Raw genomic sequence first — 17,513 nt, 5'->3', positions numbered from 1 at the left:
GGCAACCTGGCCTGCCAGATCCTTGATCACGCCGGCTGCCAGTTCCTTGAGCACTTCGGCGCCGCCATCGCGGTCCAGAACGAAACTCATCCCTGCCCCCGCACGCACAGCACCTCCAGGCCACCGCGGCCCGAGAGCATCCAGTCGTTGACGATGATCGGAAAACGGTTGCCGCGCACTGTCAATTCATCGCCGTTGATCAGGTCGGTACTAAGGTCGAAGTAGACCGTGCATGCGATGTCCTCTCCGCTGCGCGCACGCTCTTGGCGGTGCCCCTGCCCGGTCTGCGAACCGCTGCCGGGTGCTACCGCTATGGCTGTCAGAGCGGTGTCGGTGGCCTCGGTCAGTTGACCGTTTTCGTCGCGGCCTGCGCCGCGGTGCCGGATCACTTGCTCGCTCACGGCTGCGGCTCCAGCCGGTACAGGTCCAGAATCGCCAGCTCCGTCATGGAAAATGCAGACCCCGCACCAATTTTCATTTCGGGCCAGCGAAACGGCCCAACGGCGATCGGCTCCTCGCCGGTCGGGGCTTTCGACATGCGATCGATGTACGAGAGCACCGCGGACTCGAAATCGGCGGCCTCGGCGAACCCGTGATCCATCGTCACCGAGATCGCGCCCAGCTTGCTCGACCACAACGCCCCGGACTTCTTGCGCACCAACCCGGTCTTGGACCACTCCAGACTGCCGAGGTTGAGGGTGACGCCATCTTCGGACACGCTGATCAACTCGACGAGCCGGAGAGTCGGCAGCCGTAGTAGCGACCCTCCGGGCCCGTCGAGCCCGACCTCGTGCCCTTGCTTGACGGGAGTGACATGCCAGCCGCACCAGCGCTGGACTGCGGCCAGCCCTGCTGCCAAGTTCCGCTCAGTCTCCGAATCATCGGCGGCAAGACGGTCTTTGGTGTACTCCGCCAGCGCGACGGCTGTAAGTGCCATCAATCCTGCTTGTTCGCCGCGGCCGGACGTGCCTTGTTGGCCGGGGCCTTGGCGGCCTTGGCCGCGGGCTTCTCGGCCGCCGCCAGCAGCCCTCGGCGCTTGGCGTCCTCGTCGTTGAGCAACAGCGTCGTTTGTACGCCGTTGACCACCACGTTGTACTTCTTCACCAGTCCTCCTTGAGGTGGGGCCGGGGACAGCCACGACGGACCATCCCCGGCCTCTACTCCAATCAGTGCCATTTAGGCGGTCAGATCCACCGACACGAACGCGGGCGGGCGGGTCACGCCGAACGCGACGCGCTCCTCGCCGAGCACCGCGACCAGGTTGCGCACAAAGAAGTCTTCGTGCGAATCGGTCATGGTGACCGTGGTCTGCTCGCGGTCCCACAAGACGGCCTTCTTGTAGTCGCCGAGCAGGCCGGTTCCCTCGGCCTGCGACTCAGACTCGATGACCGGGATACCCCACAGGGTCCGGTTGGTGATCGACTGCGGGCCGCCGTAGTAGTAGCGGTTCTCGCCGTCCTTGAGCAGGTCCAGAGCCTCGGCATCGGCCGGGTTGAACACCCACGCGTTCGGGTTGACCCGGCCCACGTGGCGGGCCTTCGTCACGGCCTTGCGGGTCGTGGTGAAGAAATCCGTTGTCCAAGCCTGGGTCTGAATACCCGAGGTGTTGTTGATGCCGGCGATGTTCTCCCCGGATCCCGAGCCGTTGAGGATCTGATCCTCTTCCTTCTCGGCGACGTCCTTGCTCAGTTCGTCGTTGATCAGCCCCTCGAGCTGGGCGACGTCGGCAAGGGCCCGCTTGGTGATCGGCACCCACTCGGCGATCGTCTTGACGGTGGTCGAAACGATCTCGAATGCCCACGAGCCCTCGGGCTTGTAACCGCCACCGGCGACGTTGACCGTCGGGCCGGCCGAACCCGGGGCGGTCGGGCGTGCCGAGCTGGTCGCTTCGGGCACCACATCAGCGGCGTTGGTGTGGCTGGTCTGCCGCACGAATTCCACGGTGTCGCTGCCGGTGCGGCGCGTCGAGATCAGGTCGCGGATCTTGAGTTCCTTGCGGCCCAGCATCTCCACGATGTCGGTGCGCTCGTTGACCACGAACGCGCCGCCGGATGTCGACGAGGCGCCGGTGATCAGCGACTTGACGGCGATCGGTGCCGAGGACAGGTGCGAGCCCTTGGGGATGCTGATCTGCCCGCCATGGGTGAACGGGCTCAACATGGCCTTGAACTCAGGCGAGCCGACGACCGCCATACCGAGGTTCTGCGCCTTGGCCTTGTAGTCGCCGCCGTCGCTGGTCTCGATCGGATTGCCGATCTGGTCGCCGAGCGCCTTGGCCTGGTCGATGACCGCGATATCGGCCTTGGTGACCTTGATCTGATCCAAGACCTGCGTGGCCTTGCCCATCAGGTCGTTGTATTCGGTGGTGTCGGCTTCGGGCCATTCGGATTGCCCAGTCTGGGTGTGCTTCTCGGCGATCTCCCGGGCCTTGGCCAGAAATCCGTTCCCGTCCTTCTGGAGCTGGGCGAGCTTCTCTTGCAGTGTCGTCATGTCGATCTTTCTCCTTGGGTTGGTTAAGTGCTCAGCGCGAATTCCGCGGCGAGCCTGTCCAGCGCCGAGGTGTCGACGGACGACTTCTGGCTGGCCTCGCGCGGCTGTCCCGGCTGCGTATCCGCTTCCGGCGCTTGGCGAGACGGACCGCTATCGCTGGCCTTTTCCTCGTCTGATGTGCTTTCGAGAGCTGACAGCACGCCGCTGATCGCGGTATGCGCCTCACGTAATGCGCTCTCATTTTTGGCCGACAGCACGCGGCCAGCTTTGACCTCGTGTGACATCAGGTCGATGATCGACTTGACTGCCACCACGGAGGTGTCTTGATTCGCACCGATGGGCACGAATGAGAATTCGTAAACTTTCAGCTCACGCAACTCATTTGCGCGCACACCGTTTTCGAGTTCAACGCCCGCCTGGTCGATCGTGTCGTAGGCGAATGACAACTGATTGAGCCTGCGGCCCTTGACCAGCCGGTAGACATGGGGGCCCTTCGGCGATTCGAGATCGAACAGACCCTTGACCCACCAGCCGTGCTCGTCCTCACCCATGTCCTCGTGGCCGGCCACGTAGAAGTCCGGGTCGTCCATCCGGTGACCGAACAAGCCCGGCAGCACCAGGCCGGAGTTCTTCCACGTCGCGATGGTCTTGAGGAATGCGCCTGGGGCAACAATGTCGCCGTAGCTGTCGGGCTGCTTGATGAATGTCGATGGGTAGACGATGAATTCGCCTTCCTTAAGTCCATCGTCGGGACCGGCCTTGACCTGCCCGATTGGGGTGTTCTTGGTGAGCATCAGCCCTCCTGCGTGTTGTCGGCCGTCGGCTTGTCGGTCGGAGTCATCAGCGGAGCCGGGTTGGGCTCTGCGGGGATCGGGTTCTGATCACCGTTCTGGGTGACGTTCAGCGGGCGGATCAGTTCGTCGCCGTCGTCGACGGGTGGCAAGTTCGCAAGCGAGCGGCCCTCGTTGATGGTTCTCCATGGCCCGCCAACGGATTGGGTGATCGAGGCGTCGCGCTTCTCGACGTTGCCACTGAGCTTTTCCATCAGGTTGAACTCGACGTAGAACTTCTCGGGCTTGCTCTCGAAATCGGGGAGCAACTGCAGCAGGATCTCGTCTTGGATCATCGTCAGCCATGGGCCGAGGGTGTCCTGATACAACATCTGGTGTTGCTCTTCGATATTCGAGAACGTCGCGTGATCGAGAATCCCGATCATCGGCGGTGGGATGAAGTACGACCGTGCAACCTCTTCGTCAGTGAGCTTGCGAGACTCGATGTACTGCAAGTCTTTCGCCGTCTGCGAGGCCGCAACGAACGTCATACCGTCTTCGAGCAGCGGTGTTCCGCCGGCATTGGCCGCCATCGCGCCCGCGTACTCGGACTGCCACTCGCGTTTGAACCGGGCCCGGGCATCTTCGGACCACTTCGGGGCGTCGGGTGCCTTGGGGCGGGAGATGTACCCGGAGTGCCGGGCGCCGTTGCGCATGATCTGGTCGCGCATCTCCGAGGCGGTCCAGTCCTCGCGCAAGATCTGTCGCAGGGATTCCAGCGGGGACACACCCGAATCGGAGATGCCACCGTAGCCCCGGAAGTACACCACCTCATCGGCTGGGATCAGTCTCGTGCTCTTGGTGCCGCGGAACTCGAATTGCTCAGGGGTTAGCCAGTTGTCACCCTTCGGCGTGATCAGCGGCGCCGGTAGATGCACCAGGCGTGGCCCGTCCCCGGTCTTGATCTTCCACCAGTATGCGCAGTCATAGATTGCGAAGTCGTGCACCAGCGTGTTCAGGAACCGGTACCGCGTGGTGAAACTGTTGGGCTGCTGCAATAGTCGCGCCAGCGCGTGATCGGTCAGGCGCTTGCGGTCGTTGTCGCCGCGGCGCTCGAACATGTGGATACCGAGCTGGGCGATGTTGCGGGCCAGAAACGACACCGTGCGCCGCACTGACGGCTGCTTGCGCCACAACTCGAAATAGTCCATGGCAACCCACGGCGACAGCTCAATTGCCCGGATGGGGGTGATACCCGGTCGGGACATGCCCCGCACCGAGCCCTCAGAGACGACGAACGCCATGACACCGCCTCTCAGAGCATCTGCACATAGTCGACATTGGCTCGATCAATCCGAACTTCACCGTCGGCGGGCATTACGTGTTCGACGCCCGGCTCATGGACCAGGGCGCCGCGCAGGATCATTCCGGCGCGACCATCGAGGGTGCACACACCCTCAATTGCGTTGCCACTGAACAGGTTCACCAATACCTTGCGACCTGTGGCCGTGTAGCGACGTTTAAACAATCATCAGCCCTTCGTCTTCGTAGGCACTCGTGCCCTGTGCCTCGCGGGCGGCCAGCGCGCGCGAGAGTGCCATGATCAGTCCCACCACGCCGTCGATCTTGTCGCCGGCATTGGCCTTGTCGGGCTTGACGTTTCCCGCTGGGTCCATCGCAATTGCGAAGTTGTCGATCTCCCAGCGCAGCAGCGGATTACCGCCGTGCCGGATCATTGGTTTGACGGGCAACCCGTTCTCGTCGGTCCGGGCGCCCAACCGGATCAATCGCTGCAGATCCTTGGTTGGTGCGCTCATCGAGGCGAATCCTTGGCCCATGGTGAGCATTGGGGCGCCGTCGCTGGTCAGGTTGTTGATCAGCTGGTTGGCGTTCCATCGGTCGTAGGCGCATTCCTGCACCAGGAACTCGTCACGGTCTCGGGCGATCTGCGCCTCGATGAAGTCGTAGTCGGTGACGTTGCCTGGGGTGGTCGTCAGCCAGCCCTGTTTGACCCATGTCGAGGCCGCGTTCGCGGTGCGCTCGTCGAGCGCGGCGATGGAATCCTCTGGCGCCCAGTGCCGGGCCAGCACCTCGAATGCGCCGTCGCCGGTGGGGAATACCCACACCAGCGCCGTGAGGTCCGAGGTCGACCCCAAATCCAGCCCGCCGTAGCACTCCCGGCCAGCCAGCCGCGACGGGTCCACGATCGAAGCGTTGGCGTCCCAGTCCTCAATTTCGAAGTACCGGGTTTCCTGCTTGGTCCGAATACCCAAGTGCAGCCGCAGGAACCGCGCCAGCTCGGCCGGACTGTCCTTGGCCTTCTCCGCGGCCTCCAGCATGAACCGCTTCGTCGGGCTGATCCCATAGCCGGGATTGGACTTGCGCCAGGTCGATTCGGCGAACGGGTCATCGCCCTTGATGAGCTTGCCGTTTTCGTACACGGGCTTCTCGGCGGCGAACACCACGCCGTAGGTGCTCGGCCGCTTGAGCACCCCGCGCGCCAACTTCTCGATTAGGGAACGCTTCTCGTCGTACGGCGTGTGCCGGCGGCCAGCGTCCGCGGTCGTGATGTAGATGATGAGCGGCTGCTCACGAGAGCCGGTGCCGGTCTCCAGTGCCTCGATGAGCACCATGTCCTTGTGTAGGTGCAGCTCGTCAACGATGGCGCCGTGGATGTCGGCGCCGTGCTGCGCGTCACCCGCGTTGGCGATCGGCTGAAAGTACGAGCCCGACGCCGCGTGCGTGATCCGGTGCTTGAGCGCCCGCAGGTGCCGTTTGAGACCCGGCGACTTGTTCACGATCTGGCGCACCGGCTCGAAGACGAAGCCGGCCTGTTCCTTGGTCGTCGCGGCCGCGACAACCTGCGCACCGAACTCCCCATCGGCCGCCGTCAGGTAGATGCCCCACCCGGCCGCCGTGGTCGTCTTGCCGTTCTTACGCGGCACCTCGATATAGGCAATCGTGATGATCCGCACCCAGTTGCCCGAGTCCAGCGACTTGTGCACCCAGCCAGCAACCGGCGCAATCGTGTACGCCACCTGCCATACGTCAGGGTCGAAGCGCTGACCAGCGAATCTGCCCTTGGTATGCCGAAGCTGGCGGAACGCAGCAACCACCTTGTCGGCACGTTCAGGATCGAACCGCGCCCCCGGAACATCCCGCGGCTCCGGGGTCTTGATCAGCGGCGGGCAGTCAGGTACCGCATAGCCACGTGATTCGAGATACCACGCAACCTCGGGGCTGAGCTTGAGCGCATCGAGATCAGCGTCAGCCCAAGGGCTATCAGTCGTCGGCGGCTGCGCCCGCGAACGGGTTCGCCTCGAACTCGCCACGATCGTCATCTCGCTTGGACACGTTGCGCTCGGCAGCCGGCGTCAATCCGAAGTGATTCGCGAACTGCAGCAACCGCGCAGACGCCTGTTCAGCGACCGCAACCGCGGGGTTTCTCGTCCACCACACCGAGCTTGTGCCGTCCTTGCGGCTCGATTCGTTGCGCACCGTGATCCCGTTCGCGGTCACATCCTTGGTCGCCGCGACGAACCGCGCCCACGTCTCGCAATACGCGGCAAACGTCGCACGGTCCTCCGGTTTGATCAGGTCAAGACGCACCAGACCAGGAGAAACGCGCTTCCACTCGGCCTTTGCCTCGCGCGAGAGCCAAGTCGGCGGATTCGGGGCCAGGCGCTTGAACGCCGGCGGCTGCGCAACCGGCCGACCTGCACTGTCCTGACCCTCACCACGACCATTGAGCAAGAGCAGTTTCGTTGGCTGCTGCGCGGGCATCACTCACCACCTATTTGCTGTACGGGGAGGCCATTTGCTGGCGCGCCATGGGGTTTATGCATAATTACCCCCCCTTGCATGAATGTTGTGCAGAAAAATCTTTGCCTACCGCGGCGGGTCGCATAAGTGCTGGTCAGAGCGATATTCACCCCTATATCCCCTCTGACCTGCGGTTATGTCCAGATCGGGGTTATACACGATGCATAAACCTCTGAATATTTATGCACGGGCTTTTGCATAGAAGTTTGCTCACCGTGGGAGGTATTTGCTGCACAGTCGGAGCTTGGTGTGCCATGGCATGTACTTGCGCAGGTCGAGGGTTCCGACGGGCTGGTCACCGCACAGCAGTGTGATCACGTGGGGTTCGCGTACCTCGGTGGTGATGGTCAGGGTGCGGGACTCGGCAGGGGCCATGGGTCGTGCTCACCTCGCTCTGGTCTTGCCGCGCAGGGCGTCGGCGTTGGTCTTGGCCTTGTGGTGGTCATCGCACAGGGCCATGAAGTTGCGTGGGTCGTACTTCGCACCACCTTCGGCCAGCGGCGTCATGTGGTCCACGTCGTCGGCCAGGCGGGGGCAGCCGGGCTGTTCGCACATGGGGTGCGTGGCCAGGTAGGCGTTGCGCACGGCCTGCCAATGGCGATCATTGCCGCTGTCGTGGGTGGACCCTTCCCACGCCGGACGGCATGAGCACGGTCGGCCCTTGGGTGCCGGCTTGTGGCAGCGGCTACATACGCGAGGTGGAGCACTGGGCATGTGGTGGTCGCCTCCCGGATACAACAAAACCCCAGCTCAGGCCGGGGTTTTTCGGGCAGGGTTTACTTGCGACAGCTCCAATCGTCGCAGGTCAGAGCATGTTGTGCAAGTAAGCGGGTGGGGCAGGCGTGGCGTGTGACATTCGCCTGAATGGGTTTCGCACCTATGTCACACCGCCGCGCTGCGATTCCTCGCGGCCGGACCCGGGCCCATTAAGGATCTCGCACCGTGGTCCGAGCTTGGGCGCGTAGACGGTCGCGCCGCAGTGGCACGTCCACATGTGGTGCTTGCCGTCGCATGCGCACGGCCGGCAACGCTGCGTCCAACCGGGCTCGTCAATGCTGTGCCAGTTCGGGCAGTAGAGCGGGCTGACGACGGTCCAGCCCTTGCCGTTGGGCACGAGGTCACCGACGTACGCGTTGGGAAACTTGTCGCGCGGTGGGCGTGCCATTCGCCAGTTCTACGCCGGGGGTCTGACATCCCTCACCGATCAATGAGGGGCTAATGAATCGGTGGCAATACGGGCTGGAACAGGTCATAAGCGACCTTCGGCACCCCGCCCAGTCCGAATAGATAGCCGGGCTGGTGCTCCTTGCCGCTGACGTGCAGCCAAGAACCTGGCGTGTAGAACGACACCCGCTTCTCTTTCCCTACGAATACGCCGAGCACGCCGCCAGGCAGGAACAAATACGCGTCCCCATCGTCGTATTGCTGCGTCTCTTCCGTCCATTCGGTCTTGACGAATTTCACAGTGAAGCTCACGGGGTGAACCTACTACGACGAGCAACACTTGCTCATCGGTTCGATTGCCCGTATGTGCGCGAGAAGTGCCGGCGCAGCGGCTCGCGGTCGGGCTCGACGTCGGTTACCGATTCCGTTTGCAACATTTCGTGGAGAATTTCTACCGCCGATGTTGCATCCGGGATCTGTGGCTGCCCCGCTTTCAGTTCGGCGGCCCGCAGCTGCCGTACGGCGCGCAGGCTGAACACCCGCGGGTCTCCGCGCAGGATGTAGTGCTCGACGAACACGCCCTTGTGCAGCCAGCCGACAGGCGCCAGCTTGCGCTGCCGAAGCCACCGGTAGAGCTGGCGCTCCGAGACGGGTTCCTCGATGTCCTTGAGCCGCTTGAGCAATATGCGCTCGGTGAGCCGGTCGCCCTCGCGCCATGCGCGTTGACGGTTGCGCTGCACGTCGACCGGCTGCTTGCACGCGGGGCAGATGATGCTGCGCTCGTCGGTCTCGGCGTAGAGGAACTTGCCGCATTCGATGGACTTGCCGGTGCGCGAGTACGCCTTGATGGTGGGGCACGGGCCGGCGAAGTGGCGATCGGGCCGGTTGATCATGCGCAGTGCGCTGGCGCGCAGGTCGGCCATTTCCTTGAAGCACCTCGCGGCCCCGGGGTCGGCTGCGATGGCGTGGACGTGCTCGGCGAGCCATTCGGCTGCGTCGGCCGCGGTGGGCTGGTAGCGCTTCGGTAGTCGACGCCAGCGTTCATCGGGTAGCGGTCCAATGAAGTCCAGCGCGACGACGCGCACCGGCTCGAATTCCATGCCCCGGGTCTCGCATAGGTCGCGCACCCACGTGGTGACGGCGTTGCACGTCTGGTCGGCGATGTTGTTCGGGTTGCCCTGCGAGTCGAATCGAATCGGGCTGGGTTCCTCGCTGGACTGCCCAACCGATCCGGTAGTGAGCACGTCTTGCCCGGTGAGCGTTATCTCCAGTTCGCCTATCAGCCAGGCGATTTCGGTGATGTGTTCCTGTAGCTGGTCGATGCAGTCGCCGCACAAAAATAGCTCAGCCCTCGCGGAACATTTTCGGCATCTCGTCATCGGCGCACCCTCCGCTCATTCGTGCATGTGCGACACCGTTTGGCACCTTTAGGATTTCGGAGAATGACCGTGTTCTCCGGCGTGTACTCGTGGCCATGGATGCAATGCGTTTTCAGGCCCCCGCCGTTGTTCACCCTGTCTTCGATGTTTTCCGATCGGGTTCCCCAGCGCAGATTCTCAACGTGATTGTCGTTGGCGATGTCGTTGAGATGGCGACATTCCATACCTTCGGGCCGGGCTCCCATGAAAGCCTCCAGCACGAGGTGGTGGACCTTTCTGTTACGCAACAATTTCCCCCCGCCGGAAATTGTCACGTACATGTATCCGGCTGAATGTTTGGTCTGCGCGAGGATCTTCCCTCGATGGATGCGTTGATGTGGCGACTTGGCACCCGAAGCGGGGAGGTAAATCACGCGATCGAGACTGCGCAATCGTCCGTGGTCTGAAACCTCGACGAATCCCTCAAGTCCTACAACGGGCAGCCAGCGCTCATGTCCGCTCTGATCGCATTTCTGAGAGCACTTACGGCACTTGGTCACTGAGCGTTTCGCCTCTCATTCTTGGTGATCAGTGCGTGGGTCAGTTCGCGCACTGGCTACACCTTCTCGATCTGGTCGCGGATCGCGGCAGCTTCATAGGCAACGTCGTTATCACTCCAAGTTCCCTCGCGAACCATCCGGACGATTCCCATCAGCCGGTTCACCAACCAGGTTTGGTTGTCGATACGCCGCCGTAAGGCTGGATCGCTCAATTCGGCCATGCCGCTGCCTCCAATCCTGCGTAGTGCCTGGGTTTTACGGTGAACGGCATTGCCTCCCCGAGGTGGAATGCACCCATGAGCGCGAGCACCGCCGCATCGGCGATGTCGTGGTTGAGCACCTTGACGCCGTTGAACCAATACCGGACGTTGCCTAGAACCTCGCCCTTCTCGGCCCGCCCGCTGCCGGTGGCCCACTTGGCGCGGGTCTGCGGAGGAACTACGCCCACGGGGATCTTCTTGGCGTCCAGCGCGCCGTACAGCCCGTGCCATAGCCCGCTGCGATCGAACGTCGAGGGCAGGAATTGGCCGTAGGCGGGGCCCTCGATGACGGCGAGATCCGGCAGCCCGTCGCGTAGCGCCCATTCGATGACGGACCGGCACACCGCGCGCACGCGCCGGCTGCGGGTGGCGTACGAATCGCCGTCGTGACCGCCGTAGCCGATCGAATGCAGGGCGACGGGCACGCCGTCGCGCAGTACGGCAAGGCCGGTGCTGCGCAGGCTCGGGTCGATGCCGAGGACGGTGGTGGTCATGACGCGTCCTCACTGGTTGGGTCTTCGATGTCCACTTTTCCGACCAGGAATGTGACGGTCAGACGGTTTATCTCAGCTCCACCGGATCCCCAACGTTGAGTAGCGCTACCAGGCGAGACGGTGATACCGCCTTCCGCGATGTACGCCCGCACTAGCTCGCCGTTGAGGTACACCGCGCCGTGCTTGATCTTCACGTCGGGCAGTTCGTTGTTCATTTCGAACCTTTCTCGCAGGATGGGCAGGGGAATGTGGCATGGCAGTCGGCGCATTGCGGTGGCCTGCAACGGATGAGGCGGGCAGGCCAGGCCATCGTGTGCGCGCCGTCTAAGACGTTCTCGTGCAGGCATTCCGCAGCGGGCCATCGTGCCGCCGTCACCGCGCACCGTCCGGGTTTACCGGGTAGCCGTACGAGGCCCAGAACCGCAGTGCACGTCTCGCGGCGAGCCGGGCTCCCCACTGGGTGTGCGCATACCCGGCACTCATGCCGGTCACGGCGGTCACAGGCATGTTGGTGATGACCCACTCCCAGCGCCGTGTGCCGGGGATTGGGGAGCGTTTGACCCAGCAGCCCAGTGCGGTAACTCCCCGGGACTCAACGTCGGGAAGGGTCATGTGGTGCCGGATGCCGCGCTCGCGCCAGGTGATCGTTCGGTCCCTCACCGCACACCGACCTTGGCGCCGCGGTTCCAGCACGGCGCGATTGCGTCGGTACCGTGTGGCGTCTTGCACCAGCCGTTCGGCTCGGCGCCGCAGTGCTCACACGGGTAGTCGATCTTGTCGGCGTAGGCCGCGATGACGGGGCCGCGGGATGCATTGGGGCGGGGGCGCCGGGGTACGTATGGGCGCGGATGCTCGCTCATCGGTTCCACCACCAGCGACCAGTGACCAGGCGCTCCGTGGCCATGCCGAGTCCCAGGCCCCAAGTCACCGAGGTCGTGAGCATCATGAACGACAGACCGGCGATCTCCCAGGCCGACAGCGCCACGCTGCAGGCGCTCATTGGATCGCCCCAAACGTGTTGGCGAATTGGGTGATCTGGCGGCGGTGATCGACGAGTGCCGGCCGTTCGTCGAGGCGGTCCTCGCGGGCTTCGCGCTGCTCGCGTGACTCGCGTTCGGTGCGTTCCTTGCGGATTGCCCGGGCCGCGTCTGTGATGTCCTTGGGCAGTGGCCGATAGCCCGATCCGTGCTCGCTGTAGACCTTGGTGACGGCCTTGGTCAGGTCGTCGAGATCGAGGCCGTACAGCGCGAATTGCTCGGCCCATGCGAGGCATGTTTCCTCGGTGGGCTCGGTCAGATACGGGTCGTAGGCAGCGCATTTGGTGAGCACCAGCGCGGCGATCTGGGGGTAGTTCCGGGTGGTCATCATGCCTCCAATGCGGGTGGTTCTGGCGGGTTGGCGAACTTGCGTGCGAGGTCGAGACCGATGCCGACCTTGCGCGCAGCGGGGGGCGCCTTGGTGTGCTCGGACGTGTTGCGGCTGGGCTGGTTTCGCCCGTTGATCAGCTCGGATACCAAGCTGGGGAGGGTCTTGGGGTGCAGGTTCTTGGTGGTCCAGAGCTGGAGCGCTTCGGCTACGAGGGCTTCGGGCTGGCCATCTTTGAGCAGCGCGGACGCCTGCAATCGCAGCTCGGTTTTGACGGATGCCGGGTGTCGGGCCGGGATGTGTTCGCTCACCAGGCGATTGGCCGCTGGCATGACCGGGGCGCTGCGTGGCTCGCGCTCGGTCGAGTCTGGACTAGCACTCTCAACGTAATCGGTAGTTCTCTTCTGTTCTGTTCTATTAGGGTGCGTGACGTCACGTGACATCTCACGTGACGCATCACGTGATTTCTTCTCTTGTCGTAGACGCGCCTGTCGCTCTCGGTCGGCCTTGCGGCGGGCAACGAGTGCGTCCCCGGCCGAGTTCCACACCTCCCATGTGCGAAAGTCCCAGCCGCCGTTCGGACGTGGAATAAGGATCTCGGCGTCCACCAACTCGCGGGCGAGCTTCTTGGGGTTGGGCAGTCCAAGCATGGTGATGTTGAGTTCGGAGATGTAACCCGATGATTCGACGTTGCCGCAGAAGGCAAGCGCTCTCGTGAGCATGCGCTCAGCGTTGGGGCTGAGCTGCTGCACCGCCTCATCGAGGTAGTACGTCGACGAGAGCAAAACGGCCTTCATGCGTCCTCTTTCTGATTCGCGAGTTCGAGCAGTACGTCGGCGTGGCGCGTGGACTCGAGGGTGCGGGTCATGACGCATCACCTAGCGAAAGCTGCTGCGATATCTGACGGTTCACCCACAGAACCTCGGTACGCGTCACGTCCGTACCGCCTTGACTGGTCGCCGCCATCTCTGCCCGGTCCCAGCCGGCCAAGGCCTCGCTGTACAGCTCGGAGTCGTACCCGGACAGCACGATCGACGCGCGGCACCTGAGTAGCGATTCCAGCAGTTCGGCGTGCAACTCGGGTTCACGCATTTCGATCCGGTACCCGTTGCCGGTGGCCCGACGCACGTCACCGAGGTATGGCGGGTCCACGTACAGGCAGCACCCCGAGTCGGAGCCGTATTGGGCGATCACCTCAAGGGCCGGCCGGCATTCCAGGCTCACGTGATGCAACCGTTGCGCCGCTGCGGCCATCCGGTTCACATAGGCCTCGAGGTAGTCGCCCATCGGGATAGATGAGCCGTTCGGGTTCACGAACATTCGCCAGCCAGACTGGCGCATAGTCCCACCTCGGCCCTGTGCGATCTGCAACCAGACCAGCCGGGCGACTTCGATGTCATCGAGCCGGCCGAGGTCTGCGGCCCGGGCCTCGAGGTAGTCGCCGCGTGAGTGAGGCGTGAGTGCGCAGACGCGCATCAGCTCGTCGGGCCGGTCGCGGAGCACACGCCAGAAAGTCATCAGCAGGCCGTCGAGGTCGTTGACGGTTTCCATCTTGCTCGGTTCCTTGGCGAGCAACACCGCCAGCGAGCCGGCGAATGGTTCGACGTAGTGGCCATGTCGCGGAAGTAGATCCGCGATCCGGCGCGCGAGCCTCGTCTTGCCACCGAAATAGGCCATCGGGGGGGCGGTCATGCAACCTCCCCCCTCGCGTCGTCTCGGTCGCCGCACATGCCGAGGTGCGCGTGCGGATGTCTTGGAGCCCGGTCCATCTCGGTCATGGCGTTGCGCGCGGCGCGTGCTTCGTCGCGCTCGGCGGCGTAGATGTCGTTCACGACAGGCACCCCCATGACGCGCAGCCGGGGGCGCCGCACAAGCGCGAGCAATCACCCGGCCGCGCCGGGTTGTGTTCGCCATTGGGCGGGGCTTGGTAGTCATCGACCACCGCGGCGGGAGCAGAATCGCCACGGTGATCGATGACTGGTTGGGTGCTCACTACTCGGAGTCACCCTCGGTGTCGTCGGAGAACGCTGGACCGCCGGTGAACGCGACGACGTTGCCGTCGGCTTGGCTGTCTTCCTGCCCGTCCTGGTGGTCGTCGTCGGCGCCTTGCGGGTCGCCGTCGTCGTCGAACAAGGGCTCTTGGCCATCGTCCTCGGGAACCTCGGCGCCGTTCTTGGACTTGGGCTTGGGCATCTGCTCGCCGAGTGGCCATGCCACGATGATCTTGGCCTGACGCACTGGAACTTTCGGGCTATCGGGAGTGTTCTGGTCGAATCCGGCGTGCTTGATGTACAGGCGCGCCGAGATGTCGATGTATTCACCCGCCTCGGGCGGATCGCTCAAGCTCATCAGCAGGGCTTGGCCGAGACGGATCTCGGTTGGGCCGGCCGCCACGTTGTCGAACTTGTCAAGCTCATTGGAAGATGGGATGTCTTTTGGCTGTTCAGTAACGAGTGACACTGGTAGATCCTTTCCATTGCGTGGTTGTTGTGTTGCGATTGCTGGACTTTCGGGCTTTCCAGCAGGCTTTGCAGTGACGTTTTGTCGGGCTTCCCGGCGCCCTGTAGGTGTTCTCCGGCGTAAATTCGTGGCCGTGAATACAGTGCGTGCGCCTGGCTAGGTGGTGAATACCGTTACGCACCTGGTCTTTCACATTCTGCGAGCGTGTTCCATAACGAAGATTGGTCAGCTTGTTGTTGCGCGGGTTGTCGTCCCAATGCAGCACCTCCAAGCCCTCGGGGCACGGGCCAACGAAAGCTCCCATGACAAGCCGGTGCACCTTGAAGTGCCGGCACTGTCCGTCGGCGGTCAGCGCCACGGACAGATGCGTTCGTTGGCGACCAACAGGATTCGGCTTGAGGAAATGTCCGGGTCGTCGTATTGGTGCCGCGCCCGGGTGCCCGCAATACACATCGCGACCGTGAACCCAGACTCGCCCATGGTCAGAGACGAGGTACAGGTGGGAGTACTGCGGAATCGATACCGGACGCCATTGCTCAATCGTCATCGGATGCCTTGCTGTGCTCGTCGGACTTCTGGGCACGCTGGGATTTCTCGTGCTCCAGAACTTGGATGAGCATGCTTGCCTCGGTGCATGTCAGCTCCTTGGACGATTTCAGGTCGCGCACAACCTCATCGCCCATCCACTTGAGGCGTGCCGGGCGATCGATGAGGCCACATTCCTTGAGCAGGATGTTGAGCTTGTACAGCTGCCGGTCGGTGATCATGCGCACCGTCGGCGCGCTCATTCGGTCGGCTCCGGCGTGACGATTTCGGAACTCTCTTCGTCGGGTTCTCCGGCGTTCTCCAGGATTTCGGTCGCCTTATCCGCCTCTTCGCTGGTCAGATCCTTCAACCCGGCAACGCTGCGGCCGATGGCTCGACCGATCCACGCGAGCGCGGCATCCTTATCGTCGAGGCCGCATTCGCGTAGCAGCGCGTAGAGCCGCTTGGACTGCTCGGAGGTGATCACGTCGGTGGCCGGTGGCAGCGGATCGATGATGAACGGTGCCCGCCTGCCGCGGGTCACGGTGAGCGCGACCGTCATCCTCTCGTCGATGTCGCTCAGGTGTGAGATGCGGATGCCACCGACTTCCTGGCCACCGAATCTGACCGAGGGATCGCAATACAGCGTCATGCGCCGGCCCTGGTACTTCGATGCGTCCGGCCCCCACGCCGAGACCATGACGCGCCGCATTGACTTGCACGGTTTGAATGGGCGCCCGTCTCCGAACTCGGCCAGGGTGACGTTCACGGGCTGGTCCGCGTCGCCGCGTGAAACTCCGGTGATGGTGACCGTTCGCGGGCCGACGAGTAAGTCCTCGGCGTTCAGCTGGTCAGACTTCGGGGCGATGGTGCCGCTGATGTCCATGTTCAGATATCCATTCCGTCGTCTCCGCATGCCCACTGGGGCAGGAATATTGGTGTGATCTCTGGTGCGCGGCCTGGCCATTTACCCTCGGCGCTGCACCGTTGGTAGATGCTGATTGCCTCGCGCATCTGCCGTTTGCTTTCGGCCTTGTCGATGGGGTCCTGGTACTCGAGCACTGACACCTCGTAGGGCGGTTCTTTCTCCTGCACGACGAACAGAAATCGCGGGTCGTCGTCGAGTTTGAGCAGCTGCGCCACGCACCGGTACCACACGTCTTGGATGTGGTAGCCGTAGTCAGGTGCCTTGCGCGAGAATGCATTCGGTTCGGAACTGACCGCAGTCTTGTAGTCGACGATGGTCAGCCGGTTGCCGGCGGTGACAATCCAGTCGGGCCGCGCCTTGAGGCGCACGCCGGTCTCAGGGTCAGTGACCGCGAGCGACACCTCAGCGCTACCGCTGTTGAACAGCGGCCCGGCCGTGGGATGTTCGCGCACCTTGTCGGCCATGGCCTGTGCCATCTGGTAGTCGTCGACATGCACCGGCACCCGGCCCTCAGCTCGTGCTGTCGCCTCGGCTTCTTTCCATGTGTCGGTGGCGCGGGGTGATTTCGCTACGGTGCCGCCCTTGGTGAGGCCGTGCACTGCTGGTTCGAGCACGCACAGCTCAGCACCAGCACCCAGTAGTAGGCGATGGGCCATGTGTCCGAAATCCCACTCTCGCTTGGATTTACGGGGATTATCCATATACCAGCGAAAGGCGGCGGGGGTTGACGGCGGAAGCAGCAGCCGCGCACCCGAGCAGGAAAGCGCCGACCGGTCAGCGTGATACTCGGTATCGGGCACATCCGCGTGAGTGCCGTCGCGCTCCAGGCGCGTTTCGGCCGGCGACGCAATCTCGGTCATGCGGCAATCCATCCGTTCGCGGTGTTGATGTACCAGCGGGCCGCACCAAGGCACGGCGCCCAGGCGAGTTGGGCGTCCCAGAGAATGCACAGGGTGTTATGGCTGCTGGCCGTATGACTGCCGGGGTTACCGGTTGTACGGGTGCATTGGAACCCAAGCCCCGTAACCTCTTCGGAAACGAGGCACAAGGCACCAGGTAGATCAGGCTCGGGCGCAATCGATTTGGTGGTCACGACGCCCACCCCTTGGCGAGCCTGTAATCACGCACGATTTGGGTCATGACTGGATCGAGTGTCCTTCCGTAGCGGGCGGCCATGCGCCCGAAAGTGGCTGGGTCTTGACGCATGGTCTTGGCGATCTCCCAATCGGATCGCCCGATGGCGTGCATTTCGTCGTACTGCTCAGGCCAGGGCCGATCCCTCAGAAAGCACGGGCGGCACATTCCCTGAACCTGCTT

Annotated in this window: 31 protein-coding genes; all 31 read right to left on the bottom strand. The window is 63.4% G+C overall.

Annotated elements, in window-relative coordinates:
- Nucleotides 1-86: 86 nt before the first annotated feature.
- A complete protein-coding gene (locus tag B4393_RS26295) occupies nt 87-401 on the bottom strand; it encodes a hypothetical protein (RefSeq protein WP_078336631.1) in 315 nt (104 codons plus the stop codon).
- Nucleotides 398-937: a hypothetical protein gene (locus B4393_RS26290; protein ID WP_078336630.1), complete on the bottom strand. Its 540-nt coding sequence runs from the start codon at nt 935-937 to the stop codon at nt 398-400. Before B4393_RS26290 ends, B4393_RS26295 begins: the two co-directional genes overlap by 4 nt.
- Complete coding sequence (locus B4393_RS27925) at nt 937-1,104, bottom strand: hypothetical protein (RefSeq protein ID WP_165758449.1); 168 nt, start codon at nt 1,102-1,104, stop codon at nt 937-939. Before B4393_RS27925 ends, B4393_RS26290 begins: the two co-directional genes overlap by 1 nt.
- A 72-nt stretch (nt 1,105-1,176) precedes the next feature.
- On the bottom strand, nt 1,177-2,490 hold the full coding sequence (locus B4393_RS26280) for a phage major capsid protein (RefSeq protein WP_078336628.1): 1,314 nt from the start codon (nt 2,488-2,490) through the stop codon (nt 1,177-1,179).
- A 23-nt stretch (nt 2,491-2,513) separates the two neighbouring features.
- Nucleotides 2,514-3,284 carry an HK97 family phage prohead protease gene (locus B4393_RS26275; RefSeq protein ID WP_074252023.1) on the bottom strand — a complete coding sequence of 257 codons (771 nt, stop codon included), beginning with the start codon at nt 3,282-3,284 and terminating at the stop codon, nt 2,514-2,516.
- Nucleotides 3,284-4,564 carry a phage portal protein gene (locus tag B4393_RS26270; RefSeq protein ID WP_078336627.1) on the bottom strand — a complete coding sequence of 427 codons (1,281 nt, stop codon included), beginning with the start codon at nt 4,562-4,564 and terminating at the stop codon, nt 3,284-3,286. The genes B4393_RS26275 and B4393_RS26270 overlap by 1 nt, the downstream gene beginning before the upstream one ends.
- Before the next feature lie 11 nt (nt 4,565-4,575).
- Nucleotides 4,576-4,746 carry a hypothetical protein gene (locus B4393_RS26265; RefSeq protein ID WP_236743259.1) on the bottom strand — a complete coding sequence of 57 codons (171 nt, stop codon included), beginning with the start codon at nt 4,744-4,746 and terminating at the stop codon, nt 4,576-4,578.
- Nucleotides 4,747-4,780: 34 nt separating this feature from the next.
- Entirely contained in the window at nt 4,781-6,592 is a 1,812-nt protein-coding gene (locus tag B4393_RS26260) for a terminase large subunit (RefSeq protein ID WP_236743258.1), read from the bottom strand.
- Complete coding sequence (locus B4393_RS26255; protein WP_207572191.1) at nt 6,543-7,043, bottom strand: phage terminase small subunit P27 family; 501 nt, start codon at nt 7,041-7,043, stop codon at nt 6,543-6,545. Before B4393_RS26255 ends, B4393_RS26260 begins: the two co-directional genes overlap by 50 nt.
- A 249-nt stretch (nt 7,044-7,292) precedes the next feature.
- Nucleotides 7,293-7,457 carry a hypothetical protein gene (locus tag B4393_RS27920; RefSeq protein ID WP_165758450.1) on the bottom strand — a complete coding sequence of 55 codons (165 nt, stop codon included), beginning with the start codon at nt 7,455-7,457 and terminating at the stop codon, nt 7,293-7,295.
- 9 nt (nt 7,458-7,466) lie between these two features.
- Nucleotides 7,467-7,796 (bottom strand): HNH endonuclease signature motif containing protein, encoded by a 330-nt coding sequence (locus tag B4393_RS28230; protein ID WP_236743257.1) that lies wholly within the window; start codon nt 7,794-7,796, stop codon nt 7,467-7,469.
- 163 nt (nt 7,797-7,959) lie between these two features.
- Nucleotides 7,960-8,247, bottom strand: a complete 288-nt coding sequence (locus B4393_RS27715) for a hypothetical protein (RefSeq protein ID WP_157901331.1) — start codon at nt 8,245-8,247, stop codon at nt 7,960-7,962.
- Between the two features lie 50 nt (nt 8,248-8,297).
- Nucleotides 8,298-8,558 (bottom strand): hypothetical protein, encoded by a 261-nt coding sequence (locus B4393_RS26245; RefSeq protein WP_078336624.1) that lies wholly within the window; start codon nt 8,556-8,558, stop codon nt 8,298-8,300.
- Between the two features lie 32 nt (nt 8,559-8,590).
- Nucleotides 8,591-9,625, bottom strand: coding sequence for a hypothetical protein (locus B4393_RS26240; RefSeq protein ID WP_133052519.1), 1,035 nt, complete (start codon nt 9,623-9,625; stop codon nt 8,591-8,593).
- Nucleotides 9,622-10,164: an NUMOD4 motif-containing HNH endonuclease gene (locus B4393_RS26235; protein WP_078336622.1), complete on the bottom strand. Its 543-nt coding sequence runs from the start codon at nt 10,162-10,164 to the stop codon at nt 9,622-9,624. The genes B4393_RS26240 and B4393_RS26235 overlap by 4 nt, the downstream gene beginning before the upstream one ends.
- Nucleotides 10,165-10,220: 56 nt before the next feature.
- Nucleotides 10,221-10,385, bottom strand: a complete 165-nt coding sequence (locus B4393_RS27710) for a hypothetical protein (RefSeq protein WP_157901330.1) — start codon at nt 10,383-10,385, stop codon at nt 10,221-10,223.
- A complete protein-coding gene (locus B4393_RS26230; RefSeq protein ID WP_078336621.1) occupies nt 10,373-10,918 on the bottom strand; it encodes a crossover junction endodeoxyribonuclease RuvC in 546 nt (181 codons plus the stop codon). The genes B4393_RS27710 and B4393_RS26230 overlap by 13 nt, the downstream gene beginning before the upstream one ends.
- Entirely contained in the window at nt 10,915-11,133 is a 219-nt protein-coding gene (locus B4393_RS26225; RefSeq protein ID WP_078336620.1) for a hypothetical protein, read from the bottom strand. Before B4393_RS26225 ends, B4393_RS26230 begins: the two co-directional genes overlap by 4 nt.
- Nucleotides 11,134-11,290: 157 nt before the next feature.
- Nucleotides 11,291-11,578: a hypothetical protein gene (locus B4393_RS26220; protein ID WP_207572192.1), complete on the bottom strand. Its 288-nt coding sequence runs from the start codon at nt 11,576-11,578 to the stop codon at nt 11,291-11,293.
- Nucleotides 11,575-11,778: a hypothetical protein gene (locus B4393_RS26215; RefSeq protein WP_078336619.1), complete on the bottom strand. Its 204-nt coding sequence runs from the start codon at nt 11,776-11,778 to the stop codon at nt 11,575-11,577. Before B4393_RS26215 ends, B4393_RS26220 begins: the two co-directional genes overlap by 4 nt.
- Nucleotides 11,775-11,918: a hypothetical protein gene (locus tag B4393_RS27915; RefSeq protein ID WP_165758451.1), complete on the bottom strand. Its 144-nt coding sequence runs from the start codon at nt 11,916-11,918 to the stop codon at nt 11,775-11,777. Before B4393_RS27915 ends, B4393_RS26215 begins: the two co-directional genes overlap by 4 nt.
- The gene (locus tag B4393_RS26210) at nt 11,915-12,283 is read right to left on the bottom strand and encodes a hypothetical protein (RefSeq protein ID WP_078336618.1); all 369 of its coding nucleotides are present in this window, start codon (nt 12,281-12,283) and stop codon (nt 11,915-11,917) included. Before B4393_RS26210 ends, B4393_RS27915 begins: the two co-directional genes overlap by 4 nt.
- The gene (locus tag B4393_RS28225; RefSeq protein WP_236743256.1) at nt 12,283-13,080 is read right to left on the bottom strand and encodes a hypothetical protein; all 798 of its coding nucleotides are present in this window, start codon (nt 13,078-13,080) and stop codon (nt 12,283-12,285) included. Before B4393_RS28225 ends, B4393_RS26210 begins: the two co-directional genes overlap by 1 nt.
- A gap of 67 nt (nt 13,081-13,147) precedes the next feature.
- A complete protein-coding gene (locus B4393_RS26200; RefSeq protein ID WP_236743255.1) occupies nt 13,148-13,975 on the bottom strand; it encodes a DNA adenine methylase in 828 nt (275 codons plus the stop codon).
- Complete coding sequence (locus B4393_RS27910; RefSeq protein WP_165758452.1) at nt 13,972-14,115, bottom strand: hypothetical protein; 144 nt, start codon at nt 14,113-14,115, stop codon at nt 13,972-13,974. Before B4393_RS27910 ends, B4393_RS26200 begins: the two co-directional genes overlap by 4 nt.
- A 160-nt stretch (nt 14,116-14,275) precedes the next feature.
- Nucleotides 14,276-14,743: a hypothetical protein gene (locus tag B4393_RS26195; RefSeq protein ID WP_078336617.1), complete on the bottom strand. Its 468-nt coding sequence runs from the start codon at nt 14,741-14,743 to the stop codon at nt 14,276-14,278.
- On the bottom strand, nt 14,727-15,290 hold the full coding sequence (locus B4393_RS26190; protein ID WP_078336616.1) for an HNH endonuclease signature motif containing protein: 564 nt from the start codon (nt 15,288-15,290) through the stop codon (nt 14,727-14,729). Before B4393_RS26190 ends, B4393_RS26195 begins: the two co-directional genes overlap by 17 nt.
- A complete protein-coding gene (locus B4393_RS26185; RefSeq protein ID WP_078336615.1) occupies nt 15,280-15,531 on the bottom strand; it encodes a hypothetical protein in 252 nt (83 codons plus the stop codon). Before B4393_RS26185 ends, B4393_RS26190 begins: the two co-directional genes overlap by 11 nt.
- The gene (locus tag B4393_RS26180; RefSeq protein ID WP_078336614.1) at nt 15,528-16,154 is read right to left on the bottom strand and encodes a hypothetical protein; all 627 of its coding nucleotides are present in this window, start codon (nt 16,152-16,154) and stop codon (nt 15,528-15,530) included. Before B4393_RS26180 ends, B4393_RS26185 begins: the two co-directional genes overlap by 4 nt.
- Before the next feature lie 2 nt (nt 16,155-16,156).
- Nucleotides 16,157-17,056, bottom strand: coding sequence for a PD-(D/E)XK nuclease-like domain-containing protein (locus B4393_RS26175; RefSeq protein ID WP_157901329.1), 900 nt, complete (start codon nt 17,054-17,056; stop codon nt 16,157-16,159).
- A 229-nt stretch (nt 17,057-17,285) separates the two neighbouring features.
- Nucleotides 17,286-17,513 (bottom strand): hypothetical protein (locus B4393_RS27985; RefSeq protein WP_109842412.1); only part of this gene is annotated, 228 nt, incomplete at its 5' end.

The sequence above is a fragment of the Mycobacteroides franklinii genome (genome assembly GCF_002013895.1).
In the GTDB taxonomy this organism is placed as follows: domain Bacteria; phylum Actinomycetota; class Actinomycetes; order Mycobacteriales; family Mycobacteriaceae; genus Mycobacterium; species Mycobacterium franklinii.
This window is presented reverse-complemented; position numbering and strand designations above follow the sequence as displayed.

What these genes read in the sequence shown, in the direction of transcription:
- B4393_RS26290 (WP_078336630.1), bottom strand. Translation starts at nt 937, where the DNA reads ATGGCACTTACAGCCGTCGCGCTGGCGGAGTACACCAAAGACCGTCTT.
- B4393_RS26280 (WP_078336628.1), bottom strand. Translation starts at nt 2,490, where the DNA reads ATGACGACACTGCAAGAGAAGCTCGCCCAGCTCCAGAAGGACGGGAAC.
- B4393_RS26275 (WP_074252023.1), bottom strand. Translation starts at nt 3,284, where the DNA reads ATGCTCACCAAGAACACCCCAATCGGGCAGGTCAAGGCCGGTCCCGAC.
- B4393_RS26270 (WP_078336627.1), bottom strand. Translation starts at nt 4,564, where the DNA reads ATGGCGTTCGTCGTCTCTGAGGGCTCGGTGCGGGGCATGTCCCGACCG.
- B4393_RS26255 (WP_207572191.1), bottom strand. Translation starts at nt 7,043, where the DNA reads ATGCCCGCGCAGCAGCCAACGAAACTGCTCTTGCTCAATGGTCGTGGT.
- B4393_RS27920 (WP_165758450.1), bottom strand. Translation starts at nt 7,457, where the DNA reads ATGGCCCCTGCCGAGTCCCGCACCCTGACCATCACCACCGAGGTACGC.
- B4393_RS28230 (WP_236743257.1), bottom strand. Translation starts at nt 7,796, where the DNA reads ATGCCCAGTGCTCCACCTCGCGTATGTAGCCGCTGCCACAAGCCGGCA.
- B4393_RS27715 (WP_157901331.1), bottom strand. Translation starts at nt 8,247, where the DNA reads ATGGCACGCCCACCGCGCGACAAGTTTCCCAACGCGTACGTCGGTGAC.
- B4393_RS26240 (WP_133052519.1), bottom strand. Translation starts at nt 9,625, where the DNA reads ATGACGAGATGCCGAAAATGTTCCGCGAGGGCTGAGCTATTTTTGTGC.
- B4393_RS27710 (WP_157901330.1), bottom strand. Translation starts at nt 10,385, where the DNA reads ATGGCCGAATTGAGCGATCCAGCCTTACGGCGGCGTATCGACAACCAA.
- B4393_RS26230 (WP_078336621.1), bottom strand. Translation starts at nt 10,918, where the DNA reads ATGACCACCACCGTCCTCGGCATCGACCCGAGCCTGCGCAGCACCGGC.
- B4393_RS26225 (WP_078336620.1), bottom strand. Translation starts at nt 11,133, where the DNA reads ATGAACAACGAACTGCCCGACGTGAAGATCAAGCACGGCGCGGTGTAC.
- B4393_RS26215 (WP_078336619.1), bottom strand. Translation starts at nt 11,778, where the DNA reads ATGAGCGAGCATCCGCGCCCATACGTACCCCGGCGCCCCCGCCCCAAT.
- B4393_RS27915 (WP_165758451.1), bottom strand. Translation starts at nt 11,918, where the DNA reads ATGAGCGCCTGCAGCGTGGCGCTGTCGGCCTGGGAGATCGCCGGTCTG.
- B4393_RS26210 (WP_078336618.1), bottom strand. Translation starts at nt 12,283, where the DNA reads ATGACCACCCGGAACTACCCCCAGATCGCCGCGCTGGTGCTCACCAAA.
- B4393_RS28225 (WP_236743256.1), bottom strand. Translation starts at nt 13,080, where the DNA reads ATGAAGGCCGTTTTGCTCTCGTCGACGTACTACCTCGATGAGGCGGTG.
- B4393_RS26200 (WP_236743255.1), bottom strand. Translation starts at nt 13,975, where the DNA reads ATGACCGCCCCCCCGATGGCCTATTTCGGTGGCAAGACGAGGCTCGCG.
- B4393_RS26190 (WP_078336616.1), bottom strand. Translation starts at nt 15,290, where the DNA reads ATGACGATTGAGCAATGGCGTCCGGTATCGATTCCGCAGTACTCCCAC.
- B4393_RS26185 (WP_078336615.1), bottom strand. Translation starts at nt 15,531, where the DNA reads ATGAGCGCGCCGACGGTGCGCATGATCACCGACCGGCAGCTGTACAAG.
- B4393_RS26180 (WP_078336614.1), bottom strand. Translation starts at nt 16,154, where the DNA reads ATGGACATCAGCGGCACCATCGCCCCGAAGTCTGACCAGCTGAACGCC.
- B4393_RS26175 (WP_157901329.1), bottom strand. Translation starts at nt 17,056, where the DNA reads ATGACCGAGATTGCGTCGCCGGCCGAAACGCGCCTGGAGCGCGACGGC.